Annotated in this window: 21 protein-coding genes and 1 pseudogene; 9 read left to right on the top strand and 13 right to left on the bottom strand. The window is 72.6% G+C overall.

All coding sequences use genetic code 11. The features are described from left to right. Positions 1–43: 43 nt before the first annotated feature. Positions 44–685 (bottom strand): response regulator, encoded by a 642-nt coding sequence (locus ACIQV3_RS15225; RefSeq protein WP_403712841.1) that lies wholly within the window; start codon positions 683–685, stop codon positions 44–46. Then, the gene (locus ACIQV3_RS15220; protein WP_403712840.1) at positions 682–1977 is read right to left on the bottom strand and encodes a sensor histidine kinase; all 1296 of its coding nucleotides are present in this window, start codon (positions 1975–1977) and stop codon (positions 682–684) included. The genes ACIQV3_RS15225 and ACIQV3_RS15220 overlap by 4 nt, the downstream gene beginning before the upstream one ends. 107 nt (positions 1978–2084) lie before the next feature. Here ACIQV3_RS15220 and ACIQV3_RS15215 point away from each other — a divergent pair, with 107 nt between their 5' ends. Beyond that, positions 2085–2651, top strand: coding sequence for a hypothetical protein (locus ACIQV3_RS15215; protein ID WP_403712839.1), 567 nt, complete (start codon positions 2085–2087; stop codon positions 2649–2651). 64 nt (positions 2652–2715) lie between these two features. Here the strand turns inward: ACIQV3_RS15215 and ACIQV3_RS15210 are convergent, their stop codons facing one another. Further along, positions 2716–3288, bottom strand: a complete 573-nt coding sequence (locus ACIQV3_RS15210; protein WP_327304510.1) for a cob(I)yrinic acid a,c-diamide adenosyltransferase — start codon at positions 3286–3288, stop codon at positions 2716–2718. 357 nt (positions 3289–3645) lie between these two features. On the opposite strand from ACIQV3_RS15210, the gene ACIQV3_RS15205 reads away from it, so the two are divergent. From ACIQV3_RS15205 to ACIQV3_RS15195, 3 genes are all read left to right on the top strand, one after another. Further along, positions 3646–4494, top strand: a complete 849-nt coding sequence (locus ACIQV3_RS15205) for a 3-hydroxyacyl-CoA dehydrogenase family protein (RefSeq protein ID WP_327304509.1) — start codon at positions 3646–3648, stop codon at positions 4492–4494. A gap of 160 nt (positions 4495–4654) precedes the next feature. After that, a complete protein-coding gene (locus ACIQV3_RS15200) occupies positions 4655–4978 on the top strand; it encodes an STAS domain-containing protein (protein WP_243336243.1) in 324 nt (107 codons plus the stop codon). A 231-nt stretch (positions 4979–5209) separates the two neighbouring features. Then, positions 5210–8176, top strand: a complete 2967-nt coding sequence (locus tag ACIQV3_RS15195) for an ATP-binding protein (protein ID WP_403712838.1) — start codon at positions 5210–5212, stop codon at positions 8174–8176. 36 nt (positions 8177–8212) lie between these two features. On the opposite strand, the gene nucS is transcribed toward ACIQV3_RS15195, so the two are convergent. Then, positions 8213–8884 carry an endonuclease NucS gene (gene nucS / locus ACIQV3_RS15190; RefSeq protein WP_266881159.1) on the bottom strand — a complete coding sequence of 224 codons (672 nt, stop codon included), beginning with the start codon at positions 8882–8884 and terminating at the stop codon, positions 8213–8215. A 220-nt stretch (positions 8885–9104) separates the two neighbouring features. Here nucS and ACIQV3_RS15185 point away from each other — a divergent pair, with 220 nt between their 5' ends. Then, on the top strand, positions 9105–9497 hold the full coding sequence (locus ACIQV3_RS15185; protein WP_243336246.1) for an SCO5389 family protein: 393 nt from the start codon (positions 9105–9107) through the stop codon (positions 9495–9497). Positions 9498–9647: 150 nt separating this feature from the next. Here the strand turns inward: ACIQV3_RS15185 and ACIQV3_RS15180 are convergent, their stop codons facing one another. Then, a complete protein-coding gene (locus ACIQV3_RS15180; protein WP_403712837.1) occupies positions 9648–10688 on the bottom strand; it encodes an LLM class flavin-dependent oxidoreductase in 1041 nt (346 codons plus the stop codon). A 242-nt stretch (positions 10689–10930) separates the two neighbouring features. Between ACIQV3_RS15180 and ACIQV3_RS15175 the strand changes: the two genes are divergently transcribed. Then, positions 10931–11278 carry an ATP/GTP-binding protein gene (locus ACIQV3_RS15175; protein WP_403712836.1) on the top strand — a complete coding sequence of 116 codons (348 nt, stop codon included), beginning with the start codon at positions 10931–10933 and terminating at the stop codon, positions 11276–11278. 24 nt (positions 11279–11302) lie between these two features. Here the strand turns inward: ACIQV3_RS15175 and ACIQV3_RS15170 are convergent, their stop codons facing one another. The 7 genes and pseudogenes from ACIQV3_RS15170 to mce form a co-directional block, all read right to left on the bottom strand. Next, positions 11303–12163 (bottom strand): ABC transporter permease, encoded by an 861-nt coding sequence (locus ACIQV3_RS15170; RefSeq protein WP_403712835.1) that lies wholly within the window; start codon positions 12161–12163, stop codon positions 11303–11305. Further along, positions 12160–13344: an ABC transporter ATP-binding protein gene (locus ACIQV3_RS15165; protein WP_403712834.1), complete on the bottom strand. Its 1185-nt coding sequence runs from the start codon at positions 13342–13344 to the stop codon at positions 12160–12162. The genes ACIQV3_RS15170 and ACIQV3_RS15165 overlap by 4 nt, the downstream gene beginning before the upstream one ends. Before the next feature lie 135 nt (positions 13345–13479). Beyond that, positions 13480–14256, bottom strand: a complete 777-nt coding sequence (locus ACIQV3_RS15160; protein WP_403712833.1) for an ABC transporter permease — start codon at positions 14254–14256, stop codon at positions 13480–13482. 2 nt (positions 14257–14258) lie between these two features. Beyond that, positions 14259–15280 (bottom strand): annotated as a pseudogene (locus ACIQV3_RS15155) (ATP-binding cassette domain-containing protein). 167 nt (positions 15281–15447) lie between these two features. Next, the gene (locus tag ACIQV3_RS15150) at positions 15448–16386 is read right to left on the bottom strand and encodes a cellulose-binding protein (RefSeq protein ID WP_403712832.1); all 939 of its coding nucleotides are present in this window, start codon (positions 16384–16386) and stop codon (positions 15448–15450) included. Positions 16387–16588: 202 nt separating this feature from the next. Further along, positions 16589–21178: a polarized growth protein Scy gene (scy, locus tag ACIQV3_RS15145; RefSeq protein ID WP_403712831.1), complete on the bottom strand. Its 4590-nt coding sequence runs from the start codon at positions 21176–21178 to the stop codon at positions 16589–16591. A 181-nt stretch (positions 21179–21359) separates the two neighbouring features. Then, positions 21360–21788, bottom strand: a complete 429-nt coding sequence (mce, locus tag ACIQV3_RS15140) for a methylmalonyl-CoA epimerase (protein ID WP_403712830.1) — start codon at positions 21786–21788, stop codon at positions 21360–21362. Positions 21789–21924: 136 nt separating this feature from the next. Here mce and ACIQV3_RS15135 point away from each other — a divergent pair, with 136 nt between their 5' ends. The 3 genes from ACIQV3_RS15135 (at position 21925) to ACIQV3_RS15125 (ending at position 24367) form a co-directional block, all read left to right on the top strand. Then, entirely contained in the window at positions 21925–23121 is a 1197-nt protein-coding gene (locus ACIQV3_RS15135; protein ID WP_403712829.1) for an acetyl-CoA C-acetyltransferase, read from the top strand. A gap of 81 nt (positions 23122–23202) precedes the next feature. After that, positions 23203–24189, top strand: coding sequence for a methylmalonyl Co-A mutase-associated GTPase MeaB (gene meaB, locus ACIQV3_RS15130; protein WP_403712828.1), 987 nt, complete (start codon positions 23203–23205; stop codon positions 24187–24189). Positions 24190–24292: 103 nt separating this feature from the next. Next, positions 24293–24367, top strand: a complete 75-nt coding sequence (locus ACIQV3_RS15125; RefSeq protein ID WP_099895366.1) for a 50S ribosomal protein bL37 — start codon at positions 24293–24295, stop codon at positions 24365–24367. A gap of 78 nt (positions 24368–24445) precedes the next feature. On the opposite strand, the gene ACIQV3_RS15120 is transcribed toward ACIQV3_RS15125, so the two are convergent. Continuing rightward, positions 24446–25027 carry a PepSY domain-containing protein gene (locus ACIQV3_RS15120; protein ID WP_403712827.1) on the bottom strand — a complete coding sequence of 194 codons (582 nt, stop codon included), beginning with the start codon at positions 25025–25027 and terminating at the stop codon, positions 24446–24448. Positions 25028–25117 lie beyond the last annotated feature (90 nt).

Genomic DNA, 25117 nt, shown 5'->3' with positions numbered 1-25117 from the left:
GACCTTCCGTAGCAGCCTCGGATATATTTTCGGTCGGATTCGGTTAGAGGCCCAACTCCTGTGCCAGAACGGCGGCTTGGACCCGGCTGCGCAGCTCCAGTTTGGCCAGCACCCGGCTGACGTGGGTCTTCGCCGTGGCCTCCGCCATCTCCAGGCGCACCGCGATCTCCGCGTTCGACAGCCCCTTGCCCAGGCACCCCAACACCTCCCGCTCGCGCGGGGTCAGCGATTCCACCGTCGCCGGTACGGGCACCCGTACGGGCCGCGGGTCCGCGAACTCCGCGATCAGCCGCCGGGTCACCGCCGGGGCGATCAGGCCCTCCCCGCGCGCGACGGTCCGTACCGCCCCGATCAGCTCCGCCGCGTCCGCGTCCTTGAGCAGGAAGCCCGCCGCGCCCGCGCGCAGGGCGCCGAAGACGTACTCGTCGTGGTCGAAGGTGGTGAGCACGAGGACATCGGCCAGCCCCTCCGCGACCACCTGGCGGGTCGCCGACACCCCGTCCAGGCGAGGCATCTGCACGTCCATGAGCACCAGGTCCGGCCGCAGCTCACGGGCCAGGCGCACGGCCTCCTCCCCGTCCGCGGCCTCGCCCGCCACCTCGATGTCGCCGGCGCTGCGCAGGATCAGGACCAGCCCGGCCCGTACCGCGCTCTGGTCCTCCGCCACCACGACCCTGATCATCACGTCCGTACCGCCTCTTCTTCCACGGGCAGCGTCGCCCGGACCCGCCAGACCGCGTCCGCGCGGCCCGCTTCGAATGTTCCGCCCAGCAGTTCCGTCCGCTCGCGCATGCCGATCAGACCGGCGCCGGAGCCGGGGGCGCGGGGGCCGGGGCGTTCCCCGTAGGGGGAGTCGACCGCCACGCGCAGCGCGCCGGCCCCGCCCGCACCCTTGCCCCGGGCCCCGGCTCCGGGCCGCTCGCGGGCCAGGCGGACGGTGACCGTGCCGGGGGCGGCGTGCTTGAGGGCGTTGGTCACCGACTCCTGGACGATCCGGTACGCCGCCAGCTCCACCGGGGCGGGCAGGGGCTCCCCGGACGGCCGGTCGTCACGGAGCACGAAGTCCAGCCCGCTCGCGGCCCCGTTCGTACGGGCCTGTTCCAGCAGGGCGTCCAGCCCGTCCAGCGAGGGCGTGGCGACGGCCTCCTCTCCGGCGCCCGCGGCCCGCAGCAGTCCGATCAGCCGGCGCATCTCGGCCAGTCCCTGGACGCTGTTTTCGCGGATCACCCCGAGGGCCTCGCGGCTGGTGGCGGGGGAGTCGATGGAGAGCGCCGCGGTGGAGTGGATGGCGATGGCGGAGAGGTGGTTGGCCACCATGTCGTGCAGTTCGCGGGCCATCCGGGCCCGCTCGGCGACGACCGCCTGCGACCGGTCCATTTCGGCCAGCAGCGCGGTCTGCTCCGCGCGCAGCCGGGCCGCGATGGCGGCCTCGCGGTGGTTGCGCAGGGTGGCCCCGGTCAGCGCCGGACCGAAGCCGACGATGCCGGTGACCACGCCGATCAGCAGCGCCTGCGGGGTGCGCAGCCAGGCCACGGAGGCGATGGTGACGGCGATGGTGATCAGGCCGGTCTGCACCGGGAGGCGGCGGGCCAGGGCGGGTGTGCCGTAGACGACGGCCGCGTACATCAGGTCGGTGAAGATCAGGACGGTGGCCAGATTGCCCACGGTGAACTGGTCGGCGATCAGCCCCGCGGTGCCGACCGCCAGGGTCACCCGGGGCAGGCTGCGGCGCAGCAGCTCCATCGAGCCGAGGGCGAGGAGCGGCACCAGGGCGGCCCAGGCCGGGAGCAGGTCCCGGGTGGGGGAGCTGTACACCCCGAGCGACCACAGGAGCAGGCCGGCGGCCACGCTGGTCACGGCGAGCAGGACGTCGTGGCGGTGCGGCGGCGGGATCTGGAGGGTCACGGGCCCATCCAACAGGCTGCGGCGCGGGCGGGCGTCGCCATCGCGGCCGCATTTCGGACGGGCCCCGTACATCGAAGGATGCAGGGCGGCCGATCGGCATTCGTCACCGGCGACGAGGAATCTGCGCGGAACGGGCGGGAAGCTGGAGGCATCCCCCCACCACAGGAACGGAGACTCCCGTGCTCGTCACCCTGATCATCGCCTGTGAAGTCGGCTTCTGGGTCCTGCTGGCCGGCGGCCTGGCCCTGCGCTACCTCGCGAAGATGCCCAAGACCGGCGCGGCCGTCCTGCTGTGCGAGCCGCTCCTGGAGCTGGTGCTGCTGGTGGCCACCGCCGTGGACCTGCGCGGCGGCGCCGAGCCGGACTGGAAGCACGGGCTCGCCGCGCTCTACCTCGGCTACACCGTCGCCTACGGGCACTACACCGTGCGCTGGCTCGACGGCCACGCCGCGTACCGGCTGGCCGGCGGCCCGAAGCCGGCCGGCGCCGGGTACGGCGGGGCGCGGGCCGTCCACGAGTGGAAGCTGGTCGCGCGGACGGTCCTCGCGGCGGCCGTCGCGGCCGGCCTGCTGCAGGCCGCGATCTGGTACGTCGGCGCTTCGGGCGACACCGCGGTGCTGCGCGGGTGGCAGCTCACGGCCCTGCGGGTGGTCGGCATCCACACCCTGATCGCCGTCGCCTACACGGTGTGGCCGAAGCGGGCACCGGCGAAATCCGGCCTGCGCGACTCCGTGGACGCGCTCTAGCCTTCGGGCGGGCGACGGTCCCGGGACGGCCCGGCCTTCGGGCGGGCGACGGTCCCGGGACGGCTCAGCGGTCGCCGCCCGGGACCCACAGGACGTCGCCGACCTCTTTGTTGGCCGTGCGGGCCAGGATGAAGAGGAGGTCGGAGAGGCGGTTGAGGTAGGTGGCCGTGAGCGGGTTCATGACCTCGCCGTGCGCCTCCAGGGCCGCCCAGGTGGAGCGCTCGGCGCGCCGCACCACCGTGCAGGCCTGGTGCAGGAGGGCCGCGCCGGGAGCGCCGCCGGGCAGGATGAAGCTGCGGAGCTTCTCCAGCTCGCCGTTGAAGAGGTCGCAGTCGGCCTCCAACTTGTCCACGTAGAACTGCTCGACGCGCAGCGGCGGGTACTCGGGGTTCTCGGCGACCGGGGTGCAGAGGTCGGCGCCCACGTCGAACAGGTCGTTCTGCACACGGACCAGGACCTTCACGACATCGGCGGGCAGCGAGCCGAGCGCGATGGCCGTTCCGATGGCCGCGTTGGCCTCGTTGGCGTCGGCGTACGCCGAGATCCGCAGATCGGTCTTGGCCGTGCGGCTCATGTCGCCGAGCGCGGTCGTGCCCTTGTCACCTGTACGGGTGTAGATGCGCGTGAGGTTCACCATGCCGCCACCCTAGGGGGTGTCTTGCCGATCAGGCCGGGCTCGCGGCGTCTGGTGCCGCGCCTCGCCGCGTTGTCGTCACTCGCCGATGCTCCGCATCGACTCCCTCCTCCGCCTTGCGATGCACGGCACCAGACACCGCTCCCTGATCCGGCCCGATCGACAGGACACCCCCTGGTCCGGGCCAACTGCGGGCCCCCGCCGCACTGCTGGGCCGTCCCGGTGTGATGTCCGTCATCTGAGACGTGACGCGTGTTACTTCGCGGTCACTCGGCCCCTCGCGGACGCTAGTCTCCGCCGGAGAACGAACGAGGCTGTGCCGTATCTGAGGCCGTGTCCTAGAAGAACGTGGGGTGTGCAGTGGCTGGGAAGCTCGCCGTCATCGGTGCCGGACTGATGGGTTCCGGAATCGCGCAGGTCTCCGCTCAAGCGGGTTGGGACGTCGTGCTGCGCGATGTCACCGATGCCGCTCTGACGCGCGGTACCGACGGGATCAAGGCCTCGTACGACCGGTTCGTCTCCAAGGGCAAGCTGACGGCCGAGGACGCCGAGGCGGCGCTCGCCCGCATCACCACGACCACCGAGCTGGAAGCGGTCGCCGACGCCGACATCGTCGTCGAGGCCGTCTTCGAGAAGCTTGAGGTCAAGCACGAGATCTTCCGCGCGCTCGACAAGATCGTGCGCGAGGACGCGATCCTCGCCTCCAACACCTCCGCGATCCCGATCACCAAGATCGCGGCCGTGACGGAGCGTCCGGAGCGGGTCGTCGGCGCGCACTTCTTCTCGCCGGTCCCGATGATGCAGCTGTGCGAGCTCGTGCGCGGCTACAAGACGAGCGACGAAACCCTCGCCACCACCCGCGCGTTCGCCGAGTCCGTCGGCAAGACCTGCATCGTCGTCAACCGCGACGTCGCCGGCTTCGTGACGACCCGTCTCATCTCCGCGCTGGTCGTCGAAGCCGCGAAGCTGTACGAATCGGGCGTCGCCTCGGCCGAGGACATCGACATCGCCTGCAAGCTCGGCTTCGGGCACGCCATGGGCCCGCTGGCCACCGCGGACCTCACCGGCGTCGACATCCTGCTGCACGCCACCAGCAACATCTACACGGAGTCGCAGGACGAGAAGTTCGCGCCGCCGGAGCTGATGCGCCGCATGGTGGACGCGGGCGACATCGGCCGCAAGAGCGGCCAGGGCTTCTACAAGCACTGAGCACCCGTTCGAATACCTGCACCCCACAGGGTGAATTAGGTATCGGTTCGCTCACGGTCGGCAACTTCCCCGCCCCCGAGGCAGTCAGTTGCAGTGAGAGTTGCCGACCAACGAACCAGTCGGACCATACGCAATCAGTACCGCGCTGCCGGGAGTACACATGCACATCAGGGGCGACCACGCCGAACTCGCAGTCGGGGGTCGCCTCGACGTGCGCAGCGCGGCGGACGCCCGTACGGTCCTGCACACCGCCCTCGACGACGGTCACGGCGACCTCGTGCTGGACCTCACCGGGCTCGACTCCTGGGACGCGACGGGCCTCGGCGTGATCATGGGCGCCCACCGCAGGGCCGGCCGGACCGGCCGGCGGCTCGTCCTGCGCGGAGTCCCGCCCCAGATGCAGCGGCTGCTCGTGGCCACCCGGCTGCACCGGATCCTCGCGATCGAGGGCGGGCTGGAAGCGGAGTCGCTGCCGCGCGCGTGACCCCCGTACGCCGTCCGGAAGCGGGTCCGGACGGGGCCCGGATGCGGAGGACGTGTGCCCCGCTCCACAGGGCCCGCGCAAACGTAACGGTCCGGTGGTGAAGGCACCCCTGCGGTTCACGCCCCACCGGGCACGGTCTAGGGTTCGGGCGGAAACCGGACCACTAGCGACAGCGGCGTGAGCGAAGGCCGGGCGATACGACGGCGCACGGCGCGATCGGGGGACTTGGTCATGGACCGCAGCAGCACACGGGGGCAGGCCGATCCGGTGGAGCCGCCCGCGCGCGTGGTGACGCTGACCTCCGGGGACTTCACCCTCACCGTGAACCCCGTCGACGGCAGCGAGATCGTCCGGACGCACCGCCCCGGCGGCGAACCCGCCCCCACGCCCGTCAAGCGCACCCCCGCCGCCCGCGCCTCCGCGGCGGCCGCCGTGCGGCCGCCCGTACCGCCGGGCGCAGCGGCCGGTTCGCGGACCCTGCTGGGCCGGGAGGAGGAGCGCGAGCGCCTCGTACGCCTCCTCGCGCGCGGCCGCTCCGTACGACTGACCGGTCCGTCCGGATCCGGGCGCACGGCGCTGCTCGACGCGGTCGCCGACGCCTGCGCGGACCTCGCGCCCGACGGCGTCGTACGCCTCTGCGCACAGGGCCACCAGCAGCCCGGCGAACTGCTCCAGGCGCTCTACGCCACCGTGTACGAGGCTCCGGCCGAACGCCCCGACCGGGCCGGACTCCTCGCCCGGGTGGCGGAGATAGGGGCCGTCGTCGTGATCGACGACCTCGAGATGGGCGGCACCGCCCTCGACGACCTGTTGCGGGCCACGCCCGAGTGCGCGTACCTGCTGGCCGCCACCCCCGATACCAAGGCCCCCTCCGACGACTCGCACCTCGAAGAGGTCTTCCTCGGCGGGCTGTCCCGCGCCGACTGCGTGGCCCTGCTCGAAGCGGGCACCGGCCGGGCGCTGACCGACCAGGAAACAGCCTGGGCGGGGGACCTGAGCTTCGCCTCCGAGGGGCTGCCCCTGCGCTTCGTCCAGGCCGCCGCCCTGCTGCGACAGCGCGACGCACTCAACCGCACCGGCCACGCCGGCGGGGACGGCGGGGCCGGCGAGGACGACGAGCCCGGCGTCTTCGAGGAGAAGCCGCGCGCCACCGTCTTCGTGCCGCTGCCGACGCTGGCCGAGGGCGCCGCCCCGGCGGAACTGCTCGCCTCACGCGTCAGCGAGTCGGCGCGGGCCGCGCTGCGCATCGCCTGCGCGCTGGGCGGGGAACTGCCGCACCACACGCACCTGCCCGCGCTGGTCGGCGACACGCACGCCGACACGGCCGTCACCGAGCTGCTCGACTGCGGGCTGCTGACGCCCGTCGGGACCCGCTACCAGCTGGCCGCCGGGGTCGCGCGGCAGCTGGAGGAGATCGGATACGGGGACACCGCGGCCGAGGAGGCCCGTACGGCCGCCCGGCACTACGCATGGTGGACCGGGCACACCTCCGCCAGCCCCGAGCGGATCGCGGCGGAGGCCGACGCGGTGCTCGCGGCGCTGGCCGGTGCCGATGTCGTGGCCGCGGTACTGCTGGCGCGGACGGCGGCCCCGGCGTTCGCCGCCTCGCTGCACTGGGAGGCCTGGGAGCGGGTGCTGCGCGCGGGCGCGGAGGCCGCGAGGAAGGCCGGCGAGGTCGCGGAGCAGGCGTACTTCCACCACGAGCTGGGCGTACTGGCCCTGTGCGAGGGGCGGCTCGACCGGGCACGGGCCGAGCTGGAGGCCTCGACCGGGCTGCGCGGCGCGCTGGCCGACAAGCGGGGGACCGTGGCGGGCCGGCGGGCGCTGGCCCTGGTCACCGACCGGGAAGCGGCGGAGACCCAGGTCTCGCCGCCCCTGCGACTGGCTCCGCCGGCGGTGACCGCGGGGCCTGCTCAGGCTGGGCCGGGTCAGCCGGGCTCGGGGGCGCCGGGTGTCGCGGGCGTCCTCCCGGTTCCCGGTGCTCCGGGTGTGCCGGCGGCTCCTGGGCCTGCCGGAACTCCACTGGCTGCCGGACTTTCCGGCCTTCCCGGGATCCCTGGGCCTCCCGGGCTTCCCCAGACCGGCCCCAAGCCGCAGTTTCCCGCCCTTCTCGGAGCTCCGGGGTCTCCCTTCGGTCCCGGGTCCGCCGGGGGCGCCGCGGCGCCGCGGTCTCCTGGCGGTCCCGGTGCCGGTGGTGTTTCCGGTGTGGCGGGCAGCGCGTTGGCGGCTGGTGCGGCTGGTGCGGCTGGCCTCGCCGGTGGTTCTGGTGTCGCGGGCGGCCCGTTGGCTGCTGGCGCTGCTGCTGGCGCTGCCGGTGTTTCCGGCGCGGCCGGTGGTTCCGGTCTCACGGGGGGCTCGTTGGCTGCCGGTGCTGCCGGGACGCCGTCGGTTCCCGGGGCTCGTGGGGCTCGTAGTGCCGCCGGGGTGGCGTCCGCTCCGGTGGTGCCCTCGGCTCCCGTGACTCCGGCGACCCTGTCGAAGGCCCTCGCCGCCCTGCCCGCGGCGGGTTCCGAGGCCGTCCCCGGACCCGAGCGCGCGGCGGTGCGGGCTCCGGACGCCTTCACGACGGTCGTGCCCGCGGTGGCGCCGCCGGGTTCCGTCGCGCCCGCGACCCTGGCCGAGGTGTTCGAGGACGCCTTCCCCCTCACTCCCGAGTCGGCCCCGGCGCCCAGGGCGCTGCCCGAGCCGAAGCCGAAGCCCGGCCGCAAGCCGCTGCTGCTGGCCGCCGCCGGGGCGGTGACCGTCGTGGTGCTGGGCACGGTGGTCGCCCTGGCGATGACCACCGACGAGAAGGAGCCGCCCGCGCAGGCGCCGGCGGTCTCCACGGCGCCGAGCCCGGAGGAGGCGCAGCCGCAGCCGAGTACGGCGGATCCGAGCGGCAGCGATCCCTCGCCGGAGCCTGAGGCCTCGTCCCCGACGTCGCAGGCACCGGGTACGACCCCGCCGCCGAGCAAGTCCCCCTCGGCGACGCCGACCCCGACGCCGACTCCGTCGGCGTCGAGCTCGGTGGTACCGCCTTCGCCGCCGGTGTCGAGCTCGGCCCCGCCGGTGAGCAGCCCGCCGGCTTCCCCGAGCCCGTCCGGCTCCGCGTCCGCGTCCGTGACGCCGTCTCCCACGCACACGGAGCCGACGATCGTGCCGCCGAAGCCGAAGCCCCCCACGGACGCCGAGGGCGAAACGGAGACCGCGACCCCCTGACGGCCCGTCGGCCCGGCAAGATCCGAAAGAGACGACCTAGAACAGGCGGAGCTTGTCGTCCTCGATGCCGCGCATCGCGTTGTAGTCGAGGACGACGCAGTCCATGCCGCGGTCGTTCGCCAGGACGCGGGCCTGGGGCTTGATCTCCTGGGCGGCGAAGACGCCCTTGACCGGCGCCAGGTGCGGGTCGCGGTTCAGCAGCTCCAGGTAGCGCGTGAGCTGTTCCACGCCGTCGATCTCGCCGCGCCGCTTGATCTCCACGGCCACCGTCGCGCCGGAGGCGTCCCGGCACAGGATGTCGACGGGTCCGATCGCGGTCATGTACTCGCGGCGGATCAGCGTGTAGCCCTCGCCGAGGGTCTCGATCCGGTCGGCCAAGAGCTCCTGCAGGTGGGCCTCGACGCCGTCCTTGATCAGACCCGGGTCGATGCCCAGCTCGTGCGAGGAGTCGTGGAGGACTTCCTCCATGGTGATGATGAGCTTCTCGCCCGCCTTGTTGACGACGGTCCAGACGCCGGCGTCATCACCGCTCCCCTCCTTGAGGGTGCACGGCGGCGACATCCAGTTGAGCGGTTTGTACGCTCGGTCGTCCGCGTGGATCGAGACACTGCCGTCGGCCTTCACGAGGATCAGACGGGGTGCCGAGGGCAGATGGGCGGTGAGCCGGCCCGCGTAATCGACGGAGCAGCGGGCAATGACGAGACGCATGGTCGGCAACGCTACTCGACGAGAAGCCCTGCACGCGATTCGCCCCCGAAAGCCCCGTTCGCGGATGGCGCGTTGTATGCGCATTCTCCTGGTGCGGTACCCACCGGGCGCCTACCGTGGTGAGCGGGAGGTTGCGAAGCGTGCACACTGCGTCGCGATCTCCCTCCCTGCCCGTAAGGCTCCGGCAACCCAATCGGCCGGAGTCGCGAGAGGAGAACCCATGTCGCTCGACGTCTCACCGGCCCTACTCGAACAGGCCGAGCGAGGCGAGGTCGACGAAGCCGCTTTCGTCGACTGCGTCCGGACCTCCCTGCCCTACGCATGGGAGATGATCAGCTCGCTGGTGGCCCAGCTCAAGGTGGACGGCGGACAGTTCGCCGACAACCAGACGCCGCCGCCCGACGAGCAGGCGCGTGGCCAGCTGCTTCGCGCCCTCGCGAGTGACGCGATACGGGGTGCGCTGCAACGCCACTTCGGAGTGCGCCTGGCATTCCAGAACTGCCACCGGGTAGCGGTGTTCCCGCTGGATTCCTCGGTGGACGACCGGCTGGCCAAGTTCACTTCGATCCGTGGTCAGCTGCTCAACCAGTCGCCCGAAATGCGCGACTGTTAGCAGGAAGATCCGCACGACCGGTTCCGCCGGTTCCACCGGTACGACCCGCACGACCGCACCTCCGTACGACCGCACTCCGCACCGCCGTACCACCGTACGACCGGTACCTCGCTGCCGCTCCGGTGCCAACGGAGCGGCAGCCCTGGTCTCTCAGCCGAGCCGGGGCAGCACCTCGGCGCCGAGGCGCCGGACGTTCTCCTCGGTCGAGGCGAGATCACCCGATCCCTCCGTCAGCAGGGCGAACCGCGTGATGCCCGTACGCTCCGACGTGGCCGCCAGCCGGTCCGCCGCCAGCTCCGGTGTGCCCACGGGATGCAGATCGCACAGGAGCTCGGTGTACGCGACCGGGTCCCGCATCGCCCGCTCCCGTCCGTCCACCGTGACGTGCGCGTCCAGACCCTGCCTGAGCCAGCCCGGCATCGCCTTCAGCAGCGTTTCGCGGGCGTCCGCCGTCCGGTCCGCCAGCTGGCAGACCCCGGCCGATACGTGACCCGCCTCCGGCGAATGTCCCGCGGCCCGCGCCGTGCGCCGCCACAGTTCGACCATGGCGGCCTTGTCCTCGTCCCCGCAGTGCATGCCCAGCAGCATGGGCAGTCCGCGCTCCGCGGCCGTCCGTACGGAGCCGGGGGAGGTGCAGGCGACGATCAGTTCCGGCCCTGTCCCGTCCCCGTGCAGCGCCTCCGAAGCGCGCGGTACGACGGCCACTTCGCGGAAGCCGTACCGGCCGCCGGCCGCGGCCCCCGTCCCTGCCGGCGTCCCCACGCGCGGCTCGGCCAGCCAGCGCCGCAGCAGGTCCAGGTCCTCCGGGAAGCGGTTCTCGTACGCGTCGAGCCCGCCGCCGAAGACCTCCAGGTCCACCCAGGGACCACCCCGGCCCACCCCCAGGGTGAACCGCCCCTCCGAGGTCAGGTGCAGCAGGGCCGCCTGCTCGCCCAGGGCCACCGGGTGGGTGCTCGGCAGCACGCTCACCGCGGTGCCCACGCGCAGCCGCCGGGTGCGGCCCAGCATCAGGGCCGCCAGCGTCACCGCGGACGGACAGACCCCGTACGGGACGAAGTGGTGCTCGGCGAGCCAGACCGAGTCGAGTCCGGCCTCCTCGGCCACCTCGGCGGTCCGCACCGCCCGGTGCAGTGCTTCGCCCTGTCCCTGGCCCGGGAACTGGGCCGCCAGTACAAATGCTCCTACGCGCATCGCCTTTTGCCTCCTCGCGGCTGACGCGGCCTCCCCCAGGCGGACCGTTTTCCTCATCGGCAACAACGTCTGACACGTGCCAAAGGCACGGCCTGACCGGAAAGTTATTGGGATTGTCAGGCCAGTCGCGCCAACCGGCTTTCCCGCACCGTGGTCGGCCTTCGGCCACCCTGCGGGTACCCGGTCTCGCTGCGCGTAGTCTGGGAGAAAGTCACCGCCGTCCGCCCATCCGTGAGGTATACGTGTCACCGCGCCACAACCGCCCCAGGGGCGGCGAGAATCCAGCCGATCGTTCGGGCCAGGGCTCGGGCCCGGCAGCGGGCGGTCTGGACCGGTACGGTCTGGAGCGCACGGAGGAGTACCAGGGCGAGGACTGGAAGGTCCGGCACGTCGCGGGCGCGAGCGCCGCGGGCAAGCGCTACCGCTGCCCCGGCTGCGACCAGGAGATCCCCTCCGGCACCCCGCACCTGGTGGCCTGGCCCGAGTACGGCGGGGTCGACGACCGCCGGCACTGGCACAAGGCCTGCTGGAACGCGAAGGACCGCCGCACCTCCAAGGTGCAGCGGTCACGCAACGCTCCCAAGTACTAGCCGACGCCGGCGAAGGCTGCCGTACTAGACGTCCCGGCGGCCGACCACCACGTACGAGGCGGCGACCGCGGCGCCGGTCACCACGAGGATCAGCGCCATGTGGCTCAGGCTGCCCGGGATCGCGGTGCCGGCGGCCGCCGGGTCGGAGCCCTCGGTCGGCATGCCGAACAGCGACATCATCGCCACCGGCGCGTTGTACTGGATCAGGGTCCGGCCGACCGGGGCGACCGCCTCCCACATGCTGAGCACCGCCCCTATCACCGGCGGCAGCGTGACGACGCCGAGCATCACGGCGATCGCGCCCGCCGAGTGCCGCACCAGCGCTCCGACCGCCAGGGCCAGTACGCCGAGCAGGGTGACGTACAGGCTGCCCACGAGCCCGGAGGCCCACTCGGAGGGCGGGTGCGGCCCGGCGCCGGGGCCGTCGCGCAGGATCGACGCGGTCAGTCCCACCAGGCAGACCGACCCTGCCGTGGTGAGGAACGCGGTGAGGCCGAAGACGAGGTACTTCGCGGTGAGCACCCGGTACCGGTCGGGGGCCGCCGTGAAGGTGGTGCGGACCAGTCCGGTGCCGTACTCGGAGGTGATCGTCAGCACCCCGAGCACCATCACCGCGAGCTGGCCGACCAGCAGCCCGAACAGGGCGGGGGCGATGAACGGCATCTGCTCGTAGTCCAGGGAGCTGGTCTGCACGATGACCAGGCCGCCGATGCCGACGACGAGCAGCACCAGCGAGCCGAGCGTCCACATCGTGGAGCGCACCGAGGTCAGTTTCGTCCACTCCGAGGCCAGCGCGTGCCCCAGGTGCGGCCGGGGGGTCGGCAGCGGCGAGGCATTGCCCGCCGGGCCCCGCTCCCCGGCCGTCGCGGTCGTCGGGGCGTTCATCGGGAGTCCTCGGGCTTCTGCGCGGGGGTGCGCACGGGGTCGGGGGAGCGCGTGGCGCCGGGGTCGGCTCCGCTCCCGGGAGCGGTCGCGGGGCCGGCGAGCTCGCCGGGGCTGCCGGGCATCAGGAACGGCCGGCCGCCGGTCCCGGGCGGCGGGGGAGCGAAGAAGCCCGCCTGCGGGACCGGGAGGGTCTCGGAAGCCTCTTCCCCGTCCCAGTTCGGCACGCTCATCGGTTCGGGCTCCCAGAGCTCGTTGCGCGGGTCCTCGGTGGAGGTGTACTCGACGGAGGACTGGGTCATCCGCATGTACGCCTCCTCCAGCGAGGCCCGGTGCGGCGACAGCTCCCACAGCCGTACGCCGGCCGCGTGCGCGAGGTCGGAGATCCGCGGCAGCTCCAGCCCGGTCACCCGCAGCGCCCCGTCGGGCTCCCGCAGGACCCGGCCGCCCGCCCTGGTCAGGACGGAGCCGAGGGTGTCCCACCCGCCGGGTTCGGTGTCGGCCGTGCGGACCCGGGCGAATCCGGCCGAGTTGTGGGTGATGAAGTCCTGGGTGCCCATGTCGGCGAGCAGCCGGCCCCGGCCGATCACGATCAGGTGGTCGGCGGTCAGCGCCATCTCGCTCATGAGGTGCGAGGAGACGAAGACGGTGCGGCCCTCGGAGGCGAGCCGGCGCATCAGATTGCGGACCCAGAGGATGCCCTCGGGGTCGAGTCCGTTGACCGGCTCGTCGAAGAGGAGCACCTGGGGGTCGCCGAGCAGGGCGGTCGCGATGCCGAGCCGCTGGCCCATGCCGAGCGAGAAGCCCTTGGCGCGCTGCCGGGCCACGTCCTGGAGGCCGACGACGCCCAGCACCTCGTCCACCCGCTTCTCCGGGATCCCGGAGAGCTGGGCGATCGACAGCAGATGGGTGCGGGCCCGGCGGCCGCCGTGGACGGCCTGGGCGTCGAGCAGGGCCCCGACGTGCCGCTGGGCGTTCGGGAGCTCGCGGAAGGGCAGGCCGTTGATCGTGACCCGGCCGGCGGTGGGCCGGTCCAGGCCGACGATCATGCGCATGGTGGAGGACTTCCCGGAGCCGTTGGGCCCCAGGAATCCCGTCACGTGACCGGGCTTGACCTGGAAGGAAAGGTCGTCGACAGCGGTCTTCGCGCCGAAGCGCTTGGTCAGGCCGACTGCCTCGATCATCTTTGCTGCCCCTTGCCAGGCCGGGACGACTCTCCCCGCGTAAGGGTTAAGAGGATATCCAGTCCCTTGCGGTTCCACGTCGTCCCAGACCCTGAGCTACCCCTGAGAATCGACCCGGGGATCCCCCGTAGTACGTCAGGCGTCCCTCTTTTTGAGGACCAGGTAACCGCCGATGACCGAGGCGGCCACCCACAGGAGCATGATCCCGAGGCCGCCCCACGGGCCGTAGGGGGTTTCCGGGCTGCCCATGGCTTCCGGTACGACCTGCATGATCTTGGATCCGGCCTTGTCGGGCAGGTACTGGCCGAACTTGCGGGTCGTCTCGAAACCGCTCAGGACGTTCGAGACGATCAGGAAGAACGGGATCAGGATGCTGATCGAGGCGACCGAGCTGCGCAGCATGGTGGCCACGCCCATGGAGAACAGGGCGAGCAGGGCCATGTACACGCCGGCGCCGGTGACCGCCCGCAGGACGTTCTCCTCGCCGATGCCGATGCTGCGGTCGCCCAGGATCGCCTGGCCGAGGAAGAAGGACACGAAGCTGGTCAGCAGCCCGACCACCAGGGCCAGCGCCGTGGCCACGGCGAACTTGCCCGCCAGGAAACCGCCGCGCCGCGGCACGGCGGCCAGCGAGGTGCGGATCATGCCCGAGCTGTACTCGGTGCTGACGACCATCACGCCGAAGACGATCATGGCCAGCTGGCCGAACTGCATGCCGGTGAAGCTCAGCAGGGTGGGGTCGAAGGTGGCCTGTTCGGTCTCGCTCAGGTCGCCGAAGGTCGCGTTGACCAGGGCGGCGAATCCGGCGCCGAGACCGACGGTGACGAGGAAGGCGAGGGCGAGGGTCCAGCTGGTGGAGGCGACCGTGCGGATCTTGGTCCACTCGGACTGGAGGACGGCGGAGAAGGCCATGATCACTCGCCGCCCTTGCGCTTCGCCTCGAAGCCGGCGCCCCACGCGGGTACGTCGGCGGGCCGGGCCGGATTGTCCAGTGCCATGCCGGGTGCCGGCGGGAGCCCGCCCGCCCCCGGTGCGTGGGCGTGGTACTCGACGGAGTCCGCCGTCATGCGCATGAACGCTTCCTCCAGTGAAGCCCGCTGCGGGCTGAGTTCGTGCAGCACGATCTGGTGCTGGGCGGCCAGTTCGCCGAGCCGCTCCGACTCCACGCCGTCGATCTCCAGGGCGCCCGTGGCCGGGACGCTGATCGCGTCGATTCCGGCCTCGTGCAGGACGTCCTTCAGCCGTTCCTGCTGCGGAGTGCGGACGCGCACGTAACTGCGGGAGTTCTGCTGGATGAAATCGGCCATGGACAGGTCGGCGAGCAGCTTTCCCTGTCCGATGACGACCAAATGTTCTGCGGTCAGGGCCATTTCGCTCATCAGGTGGGAAGAAACGAAGATCGTCCTTCCCTCCGCCGCGAGCCCCTTCATCAGATTGCGGATCCAGAGAATTCCCTCCGGGTCCAGACCATTGACGGCTCGTCGAACATCAGGATCTCCGGGTCGCCGAGCAGCGCGGAGGCGATGCCGAGCCGCTGGCCCATGCCCAGGGAGAATCCCTTCGACTTCTTCTTCGCCACGGCCGTCAGGCCGACCAGGTCCAGCACCTCGGAGACCCGGCTGCGCGGGATCCGGTTCGACTGGGCGAGGCAGAGCAGGTTGTTGTACGCGCTGCGGCCGCCGTTCATCGCCTTCGCGTCCAGCAGTGCCCCGATGTACTTCAGCGGCTCCGGCAGGTCCCGGTAGTGCTTCCCGTCGATCCGGACCGTACCGCTGGTCGGATTGTCGAGGTCGAGCATCATGCGCATGGTCGTGGACTTCCCCGCCCCGTTGGGGCCGAGGAAGCCGGTGACCACCCCCGGTCTGACCTGGAAGCTGAGGTTGTTGACGGCGGTCTTCGCGCCGAATCGTTTCGTAAGGCCCTCAAGCTCGATCATTCCGCCACGCTAGAACGCCCGAGGGCCCTACGCCACCTCTCACGGGTGACGAAGGGCCCTCGGTGTCGAAGCGGATTGTCGCCTTCCGGCAACCTTCCTGCGACTGCGACTGCGACTGCGACTGCAACCGGCGACTGCAACCGGTGACTGCGCCCGGCGACGAGCGACTAGCGGCTCTGCTGCGCCGGAACGCCGCGGGTGACCGGCTCGTCGTCGATCGGCGCGGAGGCGGCGGCGACCGCGGCACCCGTCAGCGTCGCCAGCATCTCGCGGACGTTGGTGAGCTGCGCGTTGATCGAGTCGCGGCGGTTGGTGAGCGCCGCCAGCTCGCGCTCGGACTCGCTGCGGATCCGGTCGGCCTTGGCGTTGGCGTCGGCCACGATGTCCTCGGCCTGGCGCTGCGCGGTCTCCACGGTCTGGCGGGCGCGGCGCTCGGCGTCCGTACGGAGCTTCTCGGCCTCCAGGCGCAGCTGCTCCGCGCGGTGCTCGATCTCCGCGAGACGCTTCTCGGCCTTGGCCTGACGGCCCGCCAGGTCACGCTCGGACTGCTCGCGGCGCTTGGCCAGGTTGGTCTCGAAGTCCGCGGCGGCCTGGGCGGCCTTGGCGCGGGTCTCTTCGAAGAGCGCGTCGGCCTCCTCGCGCTTGGAGGCCGCGTCCTTCTGGGCCTCGGTGCGCAGCGAAGCGGCGTCGCCCTTGGCCTTCTCGACGATCCGGACGCCTTCGTCCTCGGCGGTCGACTTCCGGTCGGAGGCGAACGACTCGGCGTCGTTGCGCACCTGCTGGGCGGCCGACTCGGCGAGCTCGCGGTGCTGCTCGGCCGCGCGACGGGCCTCCTCACGGAGGTCCTTCGCCTCCTCCTCGGCCAGGCGCAGGATCTTCTCGACCCGGGCGCCGAGGCCGGCGTACGACGGCTCGGCGTCGTTCACCTGAGCCTGGGCGTTCTGCGTCTCGAGGTGCAACTCCTCGATCCGCTTTTCCAGAGAGTTGATACGTCCGAGGGCGCTGTCACGGTCGGAGACCAGCTTGGTGATGCGGTCGTCCACCTGACCGCGGTCGTAACCACGCCGCACGAGCTCGAAGCCGAAGGGGGAGGATGTGTCGCTCATGGGGTTCCTGTCGAATGAGACCGATGAGGTGCTACGCGGGGTGTTAGGTGTTAAGGGGAATCCTAGGCGCCAAGACGGCGAGTCATCGAGTCAATCCGCGTTTGATCTGGACAATGACACCCCTTTTGAGTGGCAAGGCGACAGAATGCTTGTCACTCGTTCGCCTGAACCTCCATCAGGAGCACAGAGTCCAGTGCGCTGACTAGCCCTCTGATGTCTTGCCACCCGATCGAGTGGAACCCGCTGTCGCACCGGCCTTCACGCCCCCCGCGCCCTGGCCGCCGACCCCGGGCTTTGCGCCACCCGAAGGCGCCTCGAATGATTCCAACGCCTCAAGAACGTCCTGGACACGGGAGATCTCCGCCTGAATGTCCTCGCGCCTGCGCACGAGGACCTCCAGCTCGCGCCGGCCCTCCTCGACGAGCCGCTCGGCCTCCGCCGTCGCCTCCGCGAGCTTGCCCTCGGCGACCCGCACCAGCTCGGCCTTCTTCTGCTCGGCCTCCTTGAGCAGCGCCTCCGCCTTGCGCACCGCGGCGATGCGGACCTTGCTCGCCTCGCTGCTCGCGTCCGACACCAGCTCCTTGGCCTTCGCGTCGGCCTCGACGCTCTGCTCGGTCGCCGCACGCACCAGTTTGTCCACGCGCTCGCCGGCCGACTTCATCTGCTCGGCCGACTCCCGGCGGGCCCGCTCGTGCAGCTCCTCGACCTCCGCCTCGACGCGGCCGCGCAGCTCCTCCGCCCGGTCCCTTATGGCCGCGGCGTCGCTGCGCGCTCCGACCAGCAGTTCATTGGCGTCCGTACGGGCCTTCTCCACCAGGGAGTTGCCCTCCACGGTCGCCTCCGAGGTGATCCGCGCGGCCTCCTTGCGCGCCGCGTCGACCATCGCGTCGGCCTGCTCCTCGGCCGCCGTCGTGGCGGCCAGTGCCTGCTTCTGCGCGTCCCCGGTGAGCTTCTCGGCCTCCGAGGAGGCCTCCGTGATGAGCCGGTCGACCTGGGTCGCGGCCTCGCTGCGGCGCTTGTTGGCCTCTTCGCGGGCCTCGTCCAGCACCCGCTCCGACGCGGTGCGCGCCTCGGTACGGATCCGCTCCGCCTCGGTGGCGGCCTCGGCCTTGACCCGCTCGGCCTCGGACCGGGTGCGGGTCGCGTGCTCCTGCGCCGAGGACAGCGCCTCGGACGCCTCGGCGCGCAGCCGCTCGGCCTCGTTCGCCGCTTCGCCGACCGTGCGCTCGGTGTCCTGGCGGGTCTGCTCGGTGAGCCGGTCCGCTTCCGCGACGGCCTCGCCGATCAGGTGGTCCGCCTGCTCGGCGGCCTCGGTACGGACCCGGCCCGCCTCGGCGCGCGCCTCGTCGAGGGTCCGCTCGGACTCCCGCTCGGCGCCGGCCAGGGTCTCGTTCGCCGCGACCGTGACCCGGTCCGCCTCCGCGGTGGCCTCGCCGATGATCCGGCCGCCCTCCGCGCGGGCGTCGTCCAGCGTGCGCGCCGCCTCGGCGCGCAGCCGGTCGGCCTCCGCCGTGGCCTCGCCGACGGTGGCCTCGTTGGCCGTGCGCGTCTCCTCGACGAGCCGGTCGCCCTCGGTGCGCGCGTCGATGAGGATCCCGGTCGCGTCCCGCTCGGCCCCGGCCAGCGTCTGCGCGGCCTGCTCCGTGAGCCGCTCGGCCTCCGCCTTCGCCGCGTCCAGGGTGGCGGCCGCCTCGGCCCGCAGCGCCTCGGCCGCGGCCTCGGCCTCCCCGACGGTCAGCGCGTTCGCCGCACGGGTCTCCTCGGTGAGCCGCTCGGCCTCCGCCGCCGCCTCGGTGATCAGGCGGTCCGCCTGCTCGGCCGCCTCCGTGCGCAGCCGGTTCGCCTCGGAGCGGGCCTCGTCCAGCGTGCCCGCGGCCTCGCCGCGGGCCGCCTCGGCGGCCGCCTCGGCCTCGGCCGTGAGCCGCGCCGCCTCCGCGGCGGCCGCGGCGACCGTGGCTTCGCCCGCCGCGCGGGTCTCCTCGGCGCGGCGCTCCGCCTCGGCCGTGGCCTCCGCCACGATCCGGCCGCCCTCGGCGCGGGCGGCCGCCAGGGACTCCGCGGCCTCGCCGCGGATCCGGTTGGCATCGTCCCGGGCGTCGGCCTTCGTACGGGCCGCGTCGCGCTCGGAGGCGGCCAGCGCGTCGGTGGCCTCCGTGCGCACCCGCTGCGCGTACTCCGCCGTGTCCGTGCGCAGCTGCTCGGCCTCGGCGATGGCGTCGCCGACCGTGCGCGCGGCCAGTTCCTTCGCCGCGTCCGTCTCCGTGCGCGCCTCGCTGCGGATCCGATTGGCGTCCTCGGTGGCCCGCTCCCGCTCCGCGTACGCGTCGGCACGGACCCGGCCGGACTCCTCCTCGGCCTCCGTCTTCGTACGCTCCGCCGCGTGTTCGGCCGCGCTGCGCAGCCCCGCGACCTCTTCCTCGGCCTGCTCGTGCAGCCCGGCCACGGCTTCGCGCACCTGCTGGGCGGTGGCCTCGGCCGCCGCGACCACCTCGGACGCGCGCCGCTCGGCCTCCTCGGTGAGCCAGACGGCCTCGGCCGTGGCCTCCTCGGACCGCTTGCGGGCCTGGGCGAGGAGCTCCTCGCTCTCCTCCCTGGCCTGCGCCCGCTCGCTCTCCGCATCCGTACGCGCCGAAGCCAGGGTCTCCTCGGACTCCCGGCGGCGCCGGGCGGCCTCCTCCTGGGCGGCGGCCAGCGCCTCGGCGGCCTCCTGCGCGACGCGCTCGGCGGCGGCCTTGGCCTCCGCACGCAGCCGGTCCGCGGTCTCCTGTGCCTCGGAGCGCAGCCGCTCCGCTTCCGCCTCGGCCTCGCCGGTCAGCCGTACCGCGGCCTGCTCGGCCTCCGCGCGGACCCGGCCGGCGTCCTCGGCGGCGTCGGTGCGCAGCGCCTCGGCCTCCGCCTCCGACTGCGCCCGCAGCGTGCGGATCCGCTCGGCCGACTCCGCGCGGAGCCGGTCGCTCTCCTCGGTGGTCTCCTTGCGGATGTTCTCGGCGGCCGCCCGGGCGTCGCGCAGCGTCTGCTCGGCGGCCGTCAGGCGTCCCTCGGCGTCGGTGTGCAGCCGGACGAGCTCCTCGTCGGCCTCCGCCCGCTTCGCCGCCAGCGCCCGCTCGGTCTCCTCGCGCCGCAGGGCCGCCGCGGCGTCCGCCTCGGCGCGTACCGACTCGGCTTCCTCCTCGGCCTCGGCGCGCAGCCGCTCGGCCTCGGCGCGGGTCCGCTCCAGGGTCTCCTCGGCCTGCCTCCGCAGGGTGGTGGCCCGCTCGACGGCCTCGCCGCGGACCCGCTCGCCCTCGGTGTTCGCCGCGGAACGCACCTCGTCGGCGTCGGCCCGGGACTTGCCCAGCAGCTCCTCGGCGGTGCGGGCCGCCTCCTCGATCTGCTGGACCGCCTCGCGGCGGGCCTCGCCGCGGATCCGCTCGCCCTCGGCGACGGCCTCCGCGCGCAGCTGCTCGGCCTCGCCGCGCAGCCGGCGGGCCTCCTCCTGGAGTTCGACCGTACGGGCCCGGTACTCCTCCGTGTCGTCCTTCGCGGCGCCCTTGAGCTCATCGGCCGTGGCCGCGGCCTGGGCGCGCAGCCGCTCGGCCTCCGCCTCGGCCTCGCCGCGGATCCGCTCGGCCTCCTCGGACGCCGCCCGGGTGGTGGCGCGGGCGTCCTCCGAGGCCTTGTTCAGGACCTCCTCGGCGGTGCGGGCCGCCTTCGCCAGCTGGGCCGCGGTGTCCTCGGCCGCCGCGGTACGGGCCTGCTCGCCGGCCTCCTTGCGCAGCCGCTCGGTCTGCGCACGGGCGTCGGCGAGCGCCTGCTCGGCCTCGGCCTTGAGGGCCTCGGACTCCTTGTTGGCCTCGCCGACCAGGCGGGCCACCTGCTCCTTGGCCGTACGGGTGCGCTGCTCGTTGACGGACTCCGCCGAGGCGAGCTGCCGCGCGGCGCTCTCCTTGGCCTCCGCGAGCAGCTTCTCCGCGGCCGCGCGGGCCTCGCGCAGGGCCCCCTCGGCCTCCTGGGCGCGCTGTTCGGCGACCCGGCCCAGGTCCATCGTCTGGCGACGGGTCTGCTCGGCCTCCGCGGAGGTGGTGGAGCGCAGCCGCTCCGCGTGCTCGGTGGCCTCCTGGGCCTGCGCGGAGGCGGCGGTCAGCAGCCGCTCGGCCTCCTTGCGGGCGCGCAGCAGCGTCGATTCGGCTTCGGCGCGGGCGGATTCGTTCTCCGAGGCGAGCCGGCGGCTGGCCTCCGAGGCGACCCGGGCGGCTTCGGCGCGGGCGGTGTTCAGGGTCTGTTCGGCCTCGACGCGGGACTCGTCCATGAGCCGGCGGGCCTGGGCCTCGGTGCGGGCGCGCAACTGCTCGGCCCAAGCCACGTTCTCGTTGACGTGGGCTTCCACCGTCTGGCGGCGCTCGCTCAGCTCCTGGTCCAGGCGCTGGCGGCGGTTGACGGCCTCGGCGTGCAGCTCGGCCTGGAGCCGCGCCTGGTGCTCGGCGTGCTCCTGGAGGATGCGCTGGGTCTGCGCCCGTACGTCGCGCAGTTCGCGCTCGGCGTCGGAACGCATCTGGTCGGCCTGGATCTGGGCATTGCGGAGCAGCTGCTCCGCCTGGTACCCCATGTCCGCGCCGTCGTAGGCGGGGCGGGACGCCAGGTTGCGGCGTACCTCGTGGAGCTTGGCGCGCAGCACCTCGACCTGGTACCCCAGGTCATCGGCGTGCTGGACGGCCTTCCCGCGTTCCTTCTTCAGCCGCTCCATCTCGGCTTCGAAGCGCGAGAGATGGTCGGCCTCGGCCTGATGGCTCTCCTGGCTTTCGTAGCCCCGCACAGCGCGGTCCCATCCGTCCCCTGGTCGCAAGCCCGATCCCAAACGAGCGCCGTCCGCCCGCTGAACGACGCCCCCGGGGAATGGTGTCAGATCCCGGGTCGGGCGATACAGGCCCCGACCCCGTCCCCGCACCGAACCCCGGCCGAGCCAAAGCCACTCTACCGGCCGGGGAAACGGGACATCAGTGCTCGGGGCCGCTCGTGACCAGTTCGGTGAGGACGCCGTGGCAGTCCTTGGGGTGCAGGAAGGTGATCGAGGAGCCCATCGAGCCGGTGCGGGGCTGGTCGTAGAGGACGCGGACGCCCTTGCCGCGGATGGCCTCCGAGTCGCCCTGGACGTCCTCGGTGCCGAAGGCGATGTGGTGGACGCCCTCGCCGTTCTTGGCCAGCCACTTGCCGACCGCGGAATCCTCGCGGGTGGGCTCCAGGAGCTGGATGTACGAGGCTCCGCCGTCGGAGGTCTCGTTGATCTTGAGCATGGCCTCGCGGACGCCCTGCTCCTCATTGACCTCGGAGTGGAACACCTCGAAGCCGTACGTGGCACGGTAGAACTCAACCGTCTTGTCCAGGTCGAAGCAGGCGATCCCGATGTGGTCGATTCTTGTCAGCATGGACACAGTGCAGCGCCAGCGGAGCGGTTACGCAACGTGCGCGCGATCACACTGACGTGCCGGTGACGGCACGGGTACCGCTCAGTACATTCGGGTAAACCCTCGTTCACTCCTCATCTTCAAGGGGCTGTGCTCCATGTCCGGAACGAACAACACCACGTCAGTGATCGTCGCCGGGGCCCGCACGCCCATGGGGCGACTGCTCGGCTCGCTGAAGTCCTTCTCGGGTGCCGACCTCGGCGGCTTCGCCATCAAGTCCGCTCTGGAACGGGCCGGTATCACCGGCGACCAGGTCCAGTACGTGATCATGGGCCAGGTGCTGCAGGCCGGAGCGGGCCAGATCCCCGCCCGCCAGGCCGCCGTCAAGGGCGGGATCCCGATGAACGTGCCCGCGCTCACCATCAACAAGGTGTGCCTGTCGGGCCTCGACGCCATCGCCCTGGCCGACCAGCTCATCCGCGCCGGGGAGTTCGACATCGTGGTCGCGGGCGGTCAGGAGTCCATGACCAACGCCCCGCACCTGCTGCCGAAGTCCCGCGAGGGCTTCAAGTACGGCGCCATCGAAATGCTCGACGCGATGGCCTACGACGGTCTCACCGACGCCTTCGAGAACATCCCGATGGGCCTGTCCACCGAGACGCACAACACCCGTCTGGGCATCGAGCGAGCCCCCCAGGACGCCTTCGCGGCCACCTCCCACCAGCGCGCCGCCGCCGCGCAGAAGAACGGCATCTTCGAGGCCGAGATCGCCCCGGTCAAGATCCCGCAGCGCAAGGGCGAGCCGGTGGTGTTCTCGCAGGACGAGGGCATCCGGGCCGAGACCACGGTCGAATCCCTCGGCAAGCTGCGTCCCGCCTTCGCCAAGGACGGCACCATCACGGCCGGCACCTCCTCGCAGATCTCCGACGGCGCCGCCGCCGTGGTCGTGATGAGCAAGGCCAAGGCCGAGGAGCTGGGCCTGGAGTGGCTCGCCGAGATCGGCGCCCACGGCAATGTGGCGGGCCCGGACAACTCGCTCCAGTCGCAGCCCTCCAACGCGATCCTGCACGCCCTGAAGAAGGAGGGCCTCGGCGTCGAGGACCTCGACCTCATCGAGATCAACGAGGCCTTCGCGGCGGTCGCCGTGCAGTCGATGAAGGACCTCGGAGTGACCCCGGAAAAGGTGAACGTCAACGGCGGCGCCATCGCCCTGGGTCACCCGATCGGCATGTCCGGCGCCCGTGTGGTGCTGCACCTGGCGCTGGAGCTCAAGCGCCGCGGCGGCGGGATCGGCGCGGCCGCCCTGTGCGGTGGCGGCGGCCAGGGCGACGCCCTGATCGTCCGCGTCCCGTAGGGGGACGGGCGGCCGGCGGGCCGCCCGCACCCTTGCCCGTATTCCGTACGAGACCCGCGAGAATGAAGGAGCGCAGCACGTATGACGGCGGTGGACGTCCCCCAGCTGGTGGCCCAGGCCCGTGAGGGCAGGCCGCGAGCGGTCGCCCGGCTGATCTCGCTGGTCGAGGGGGCGTCCCCGCAGCTGCGCGAGGTGATGGCGGCGCTGGCGCCGCTCACCGGCACCGCGTACGTGGTGGGCCTCACCGGCTCCCCGGGCGTAGGCAAGTCCACGACCACTTCGGCGCTGGTCTCCGCGTACCGGCAGGCCGGCAAGCGGGTCGGCGTCCTGGCCGTCGACCCGTCCTCGCCGTTCAGCGGGGGCGCGCTGCTGGGCGACCGGGTGCGGATGTCGGACCACGCCTCCGACCCGGGGGTCTACATCCGCTCCATGGCCACCCGCGGCCACCTGGGCGGACTCGCCTGGGCCGCCCCGCAAGCGATCCGGGTGCTGGACGCGGCCGGCTGCGAGGTGATCCTGGTCGAGACCGTCGGGGTCGGGCAGTCGGAGGTGGAGATCGCTGCGCAGGCGGACACCTCGGTGGTGCTGCTGGCCCCCGGGATGGGCGACGGGATCCAGGCCGCGAAGGCCGGCATCCTGGAGATCGGCGACGTCTACGTGGTGAACAAGGCCGACCGGGACGGCGCGGACGCCACCGCCCGGGAGCTGAACCACATGCTGAGCCTGGGGGAGTCCCGGGGCAAGGGCGACTGGCGGCCGCCGATCGTGAAGACGGTCGCGGCGCGCGGTACGGGCATCGACGAGCTGGTCGAGGCGCTGGAGAAGCACCGGGCGTGGATGGACGAGCGCGGGGTGCTGGCGCAGCGGCGTACGGCACGGGCCGCGCGCGAGGTGGAGACCATCGCGATCACCGCGCTGCGGGCCCGGCTGGCCGACGTGCACGGCGACGCCCGCCTGGACGCGCTGGCCGGGCGGGTGGCGGCGGGCGAGCTGGATCCGTACGCGGCCTCGGACGCGCTGCTGGCGACGCTGACGGAAGCGGCGGATCCGGCGGAACCGGCGCAATAGGCGGATCCGGTGGAACCGGTGGAACCGGCGGAACCGGATGCGGAGCCCGCGGGCCGGTCATAGACTGGCGAACGCCCGGAATGCCCCAACGCAGGGAGGTTTCATGGCGAAGCGCGGCAACAAGAAGCGAGCCCGCAAGAAGAAGAAGGCCAACCACGGAAAGCGTCCCAACGCCTGACCGTGAGCACAGACCACACACGGAAGCCGCACCCGGTCCACGGGGTGCGGCTTCCGTGCGCGGGGGCCCGGGCGGGCCCTAGCCGTTGCCGTTGTTGTCGTTCTCGTTCTCGTTGGTGTCGTTGTCCGAGTGGGAGACGGTGGCCTTGCCGGACGTGGGGTCCACGTGGACGTTCGTCGTGGTGCCCCCGGACTTGACCTCCACGTCCCAGTAGGTCTTGTTGTTGTCGTCATCGTCGTCCCACTGCACCGACCAGACCTGACCGGGATGGGCCGCGACCGCGGCCTTCATGGCCTGCTGCGCGGTGACCTTCGCGGCGACCAGGGCGGCGTCCTCGTCCCCGTCGTCGTCGTTCTGGTCCGCGTTCTCGACGGTGACCGCTCCCGTGGCCGCGGTGACGAGCAGCTCCGCGTCGCTGCCGTCCTTGCCGATCACGTTCACATGCCAGACCGAGCCGTCCTTGTCGAGGGACTCGATGACTCCGGGGTGGCTCTTGAGGGCCGCCGCGGCGGCCCCCTCGGCATCGGCCGCGCCGCGCAGGGGCGCGGAGACGCTGCCGGCGGCCGCTTCGGCCGTGGCCGCGGCGGCGACCGCCACCGGCCCGGTGACCAGCAGGACCGCGGCGGCCGCGGCCGACGAGACGTACAGGGTGCGCTTCATGGCGTGACCTCCTCAGGCCGGCCATGGCGCTTACGGTTGCTCGGCGGCGGCCGGCGAGCGAGCGTTACCGCCCATTGTCCGGCCTGCGGC

The organism is Streptomyces sp. NPDC099050 (assembly GCF_044759865.1).
Classification (GTDB): Bacteria; Actinomycetota; Actinomycetes; order Streptomycetales; family Streptomycetaceae; genus Streptomyces.
This window is presented reverse-complemented; position numbering and strand designations above follow the sequence as displayed.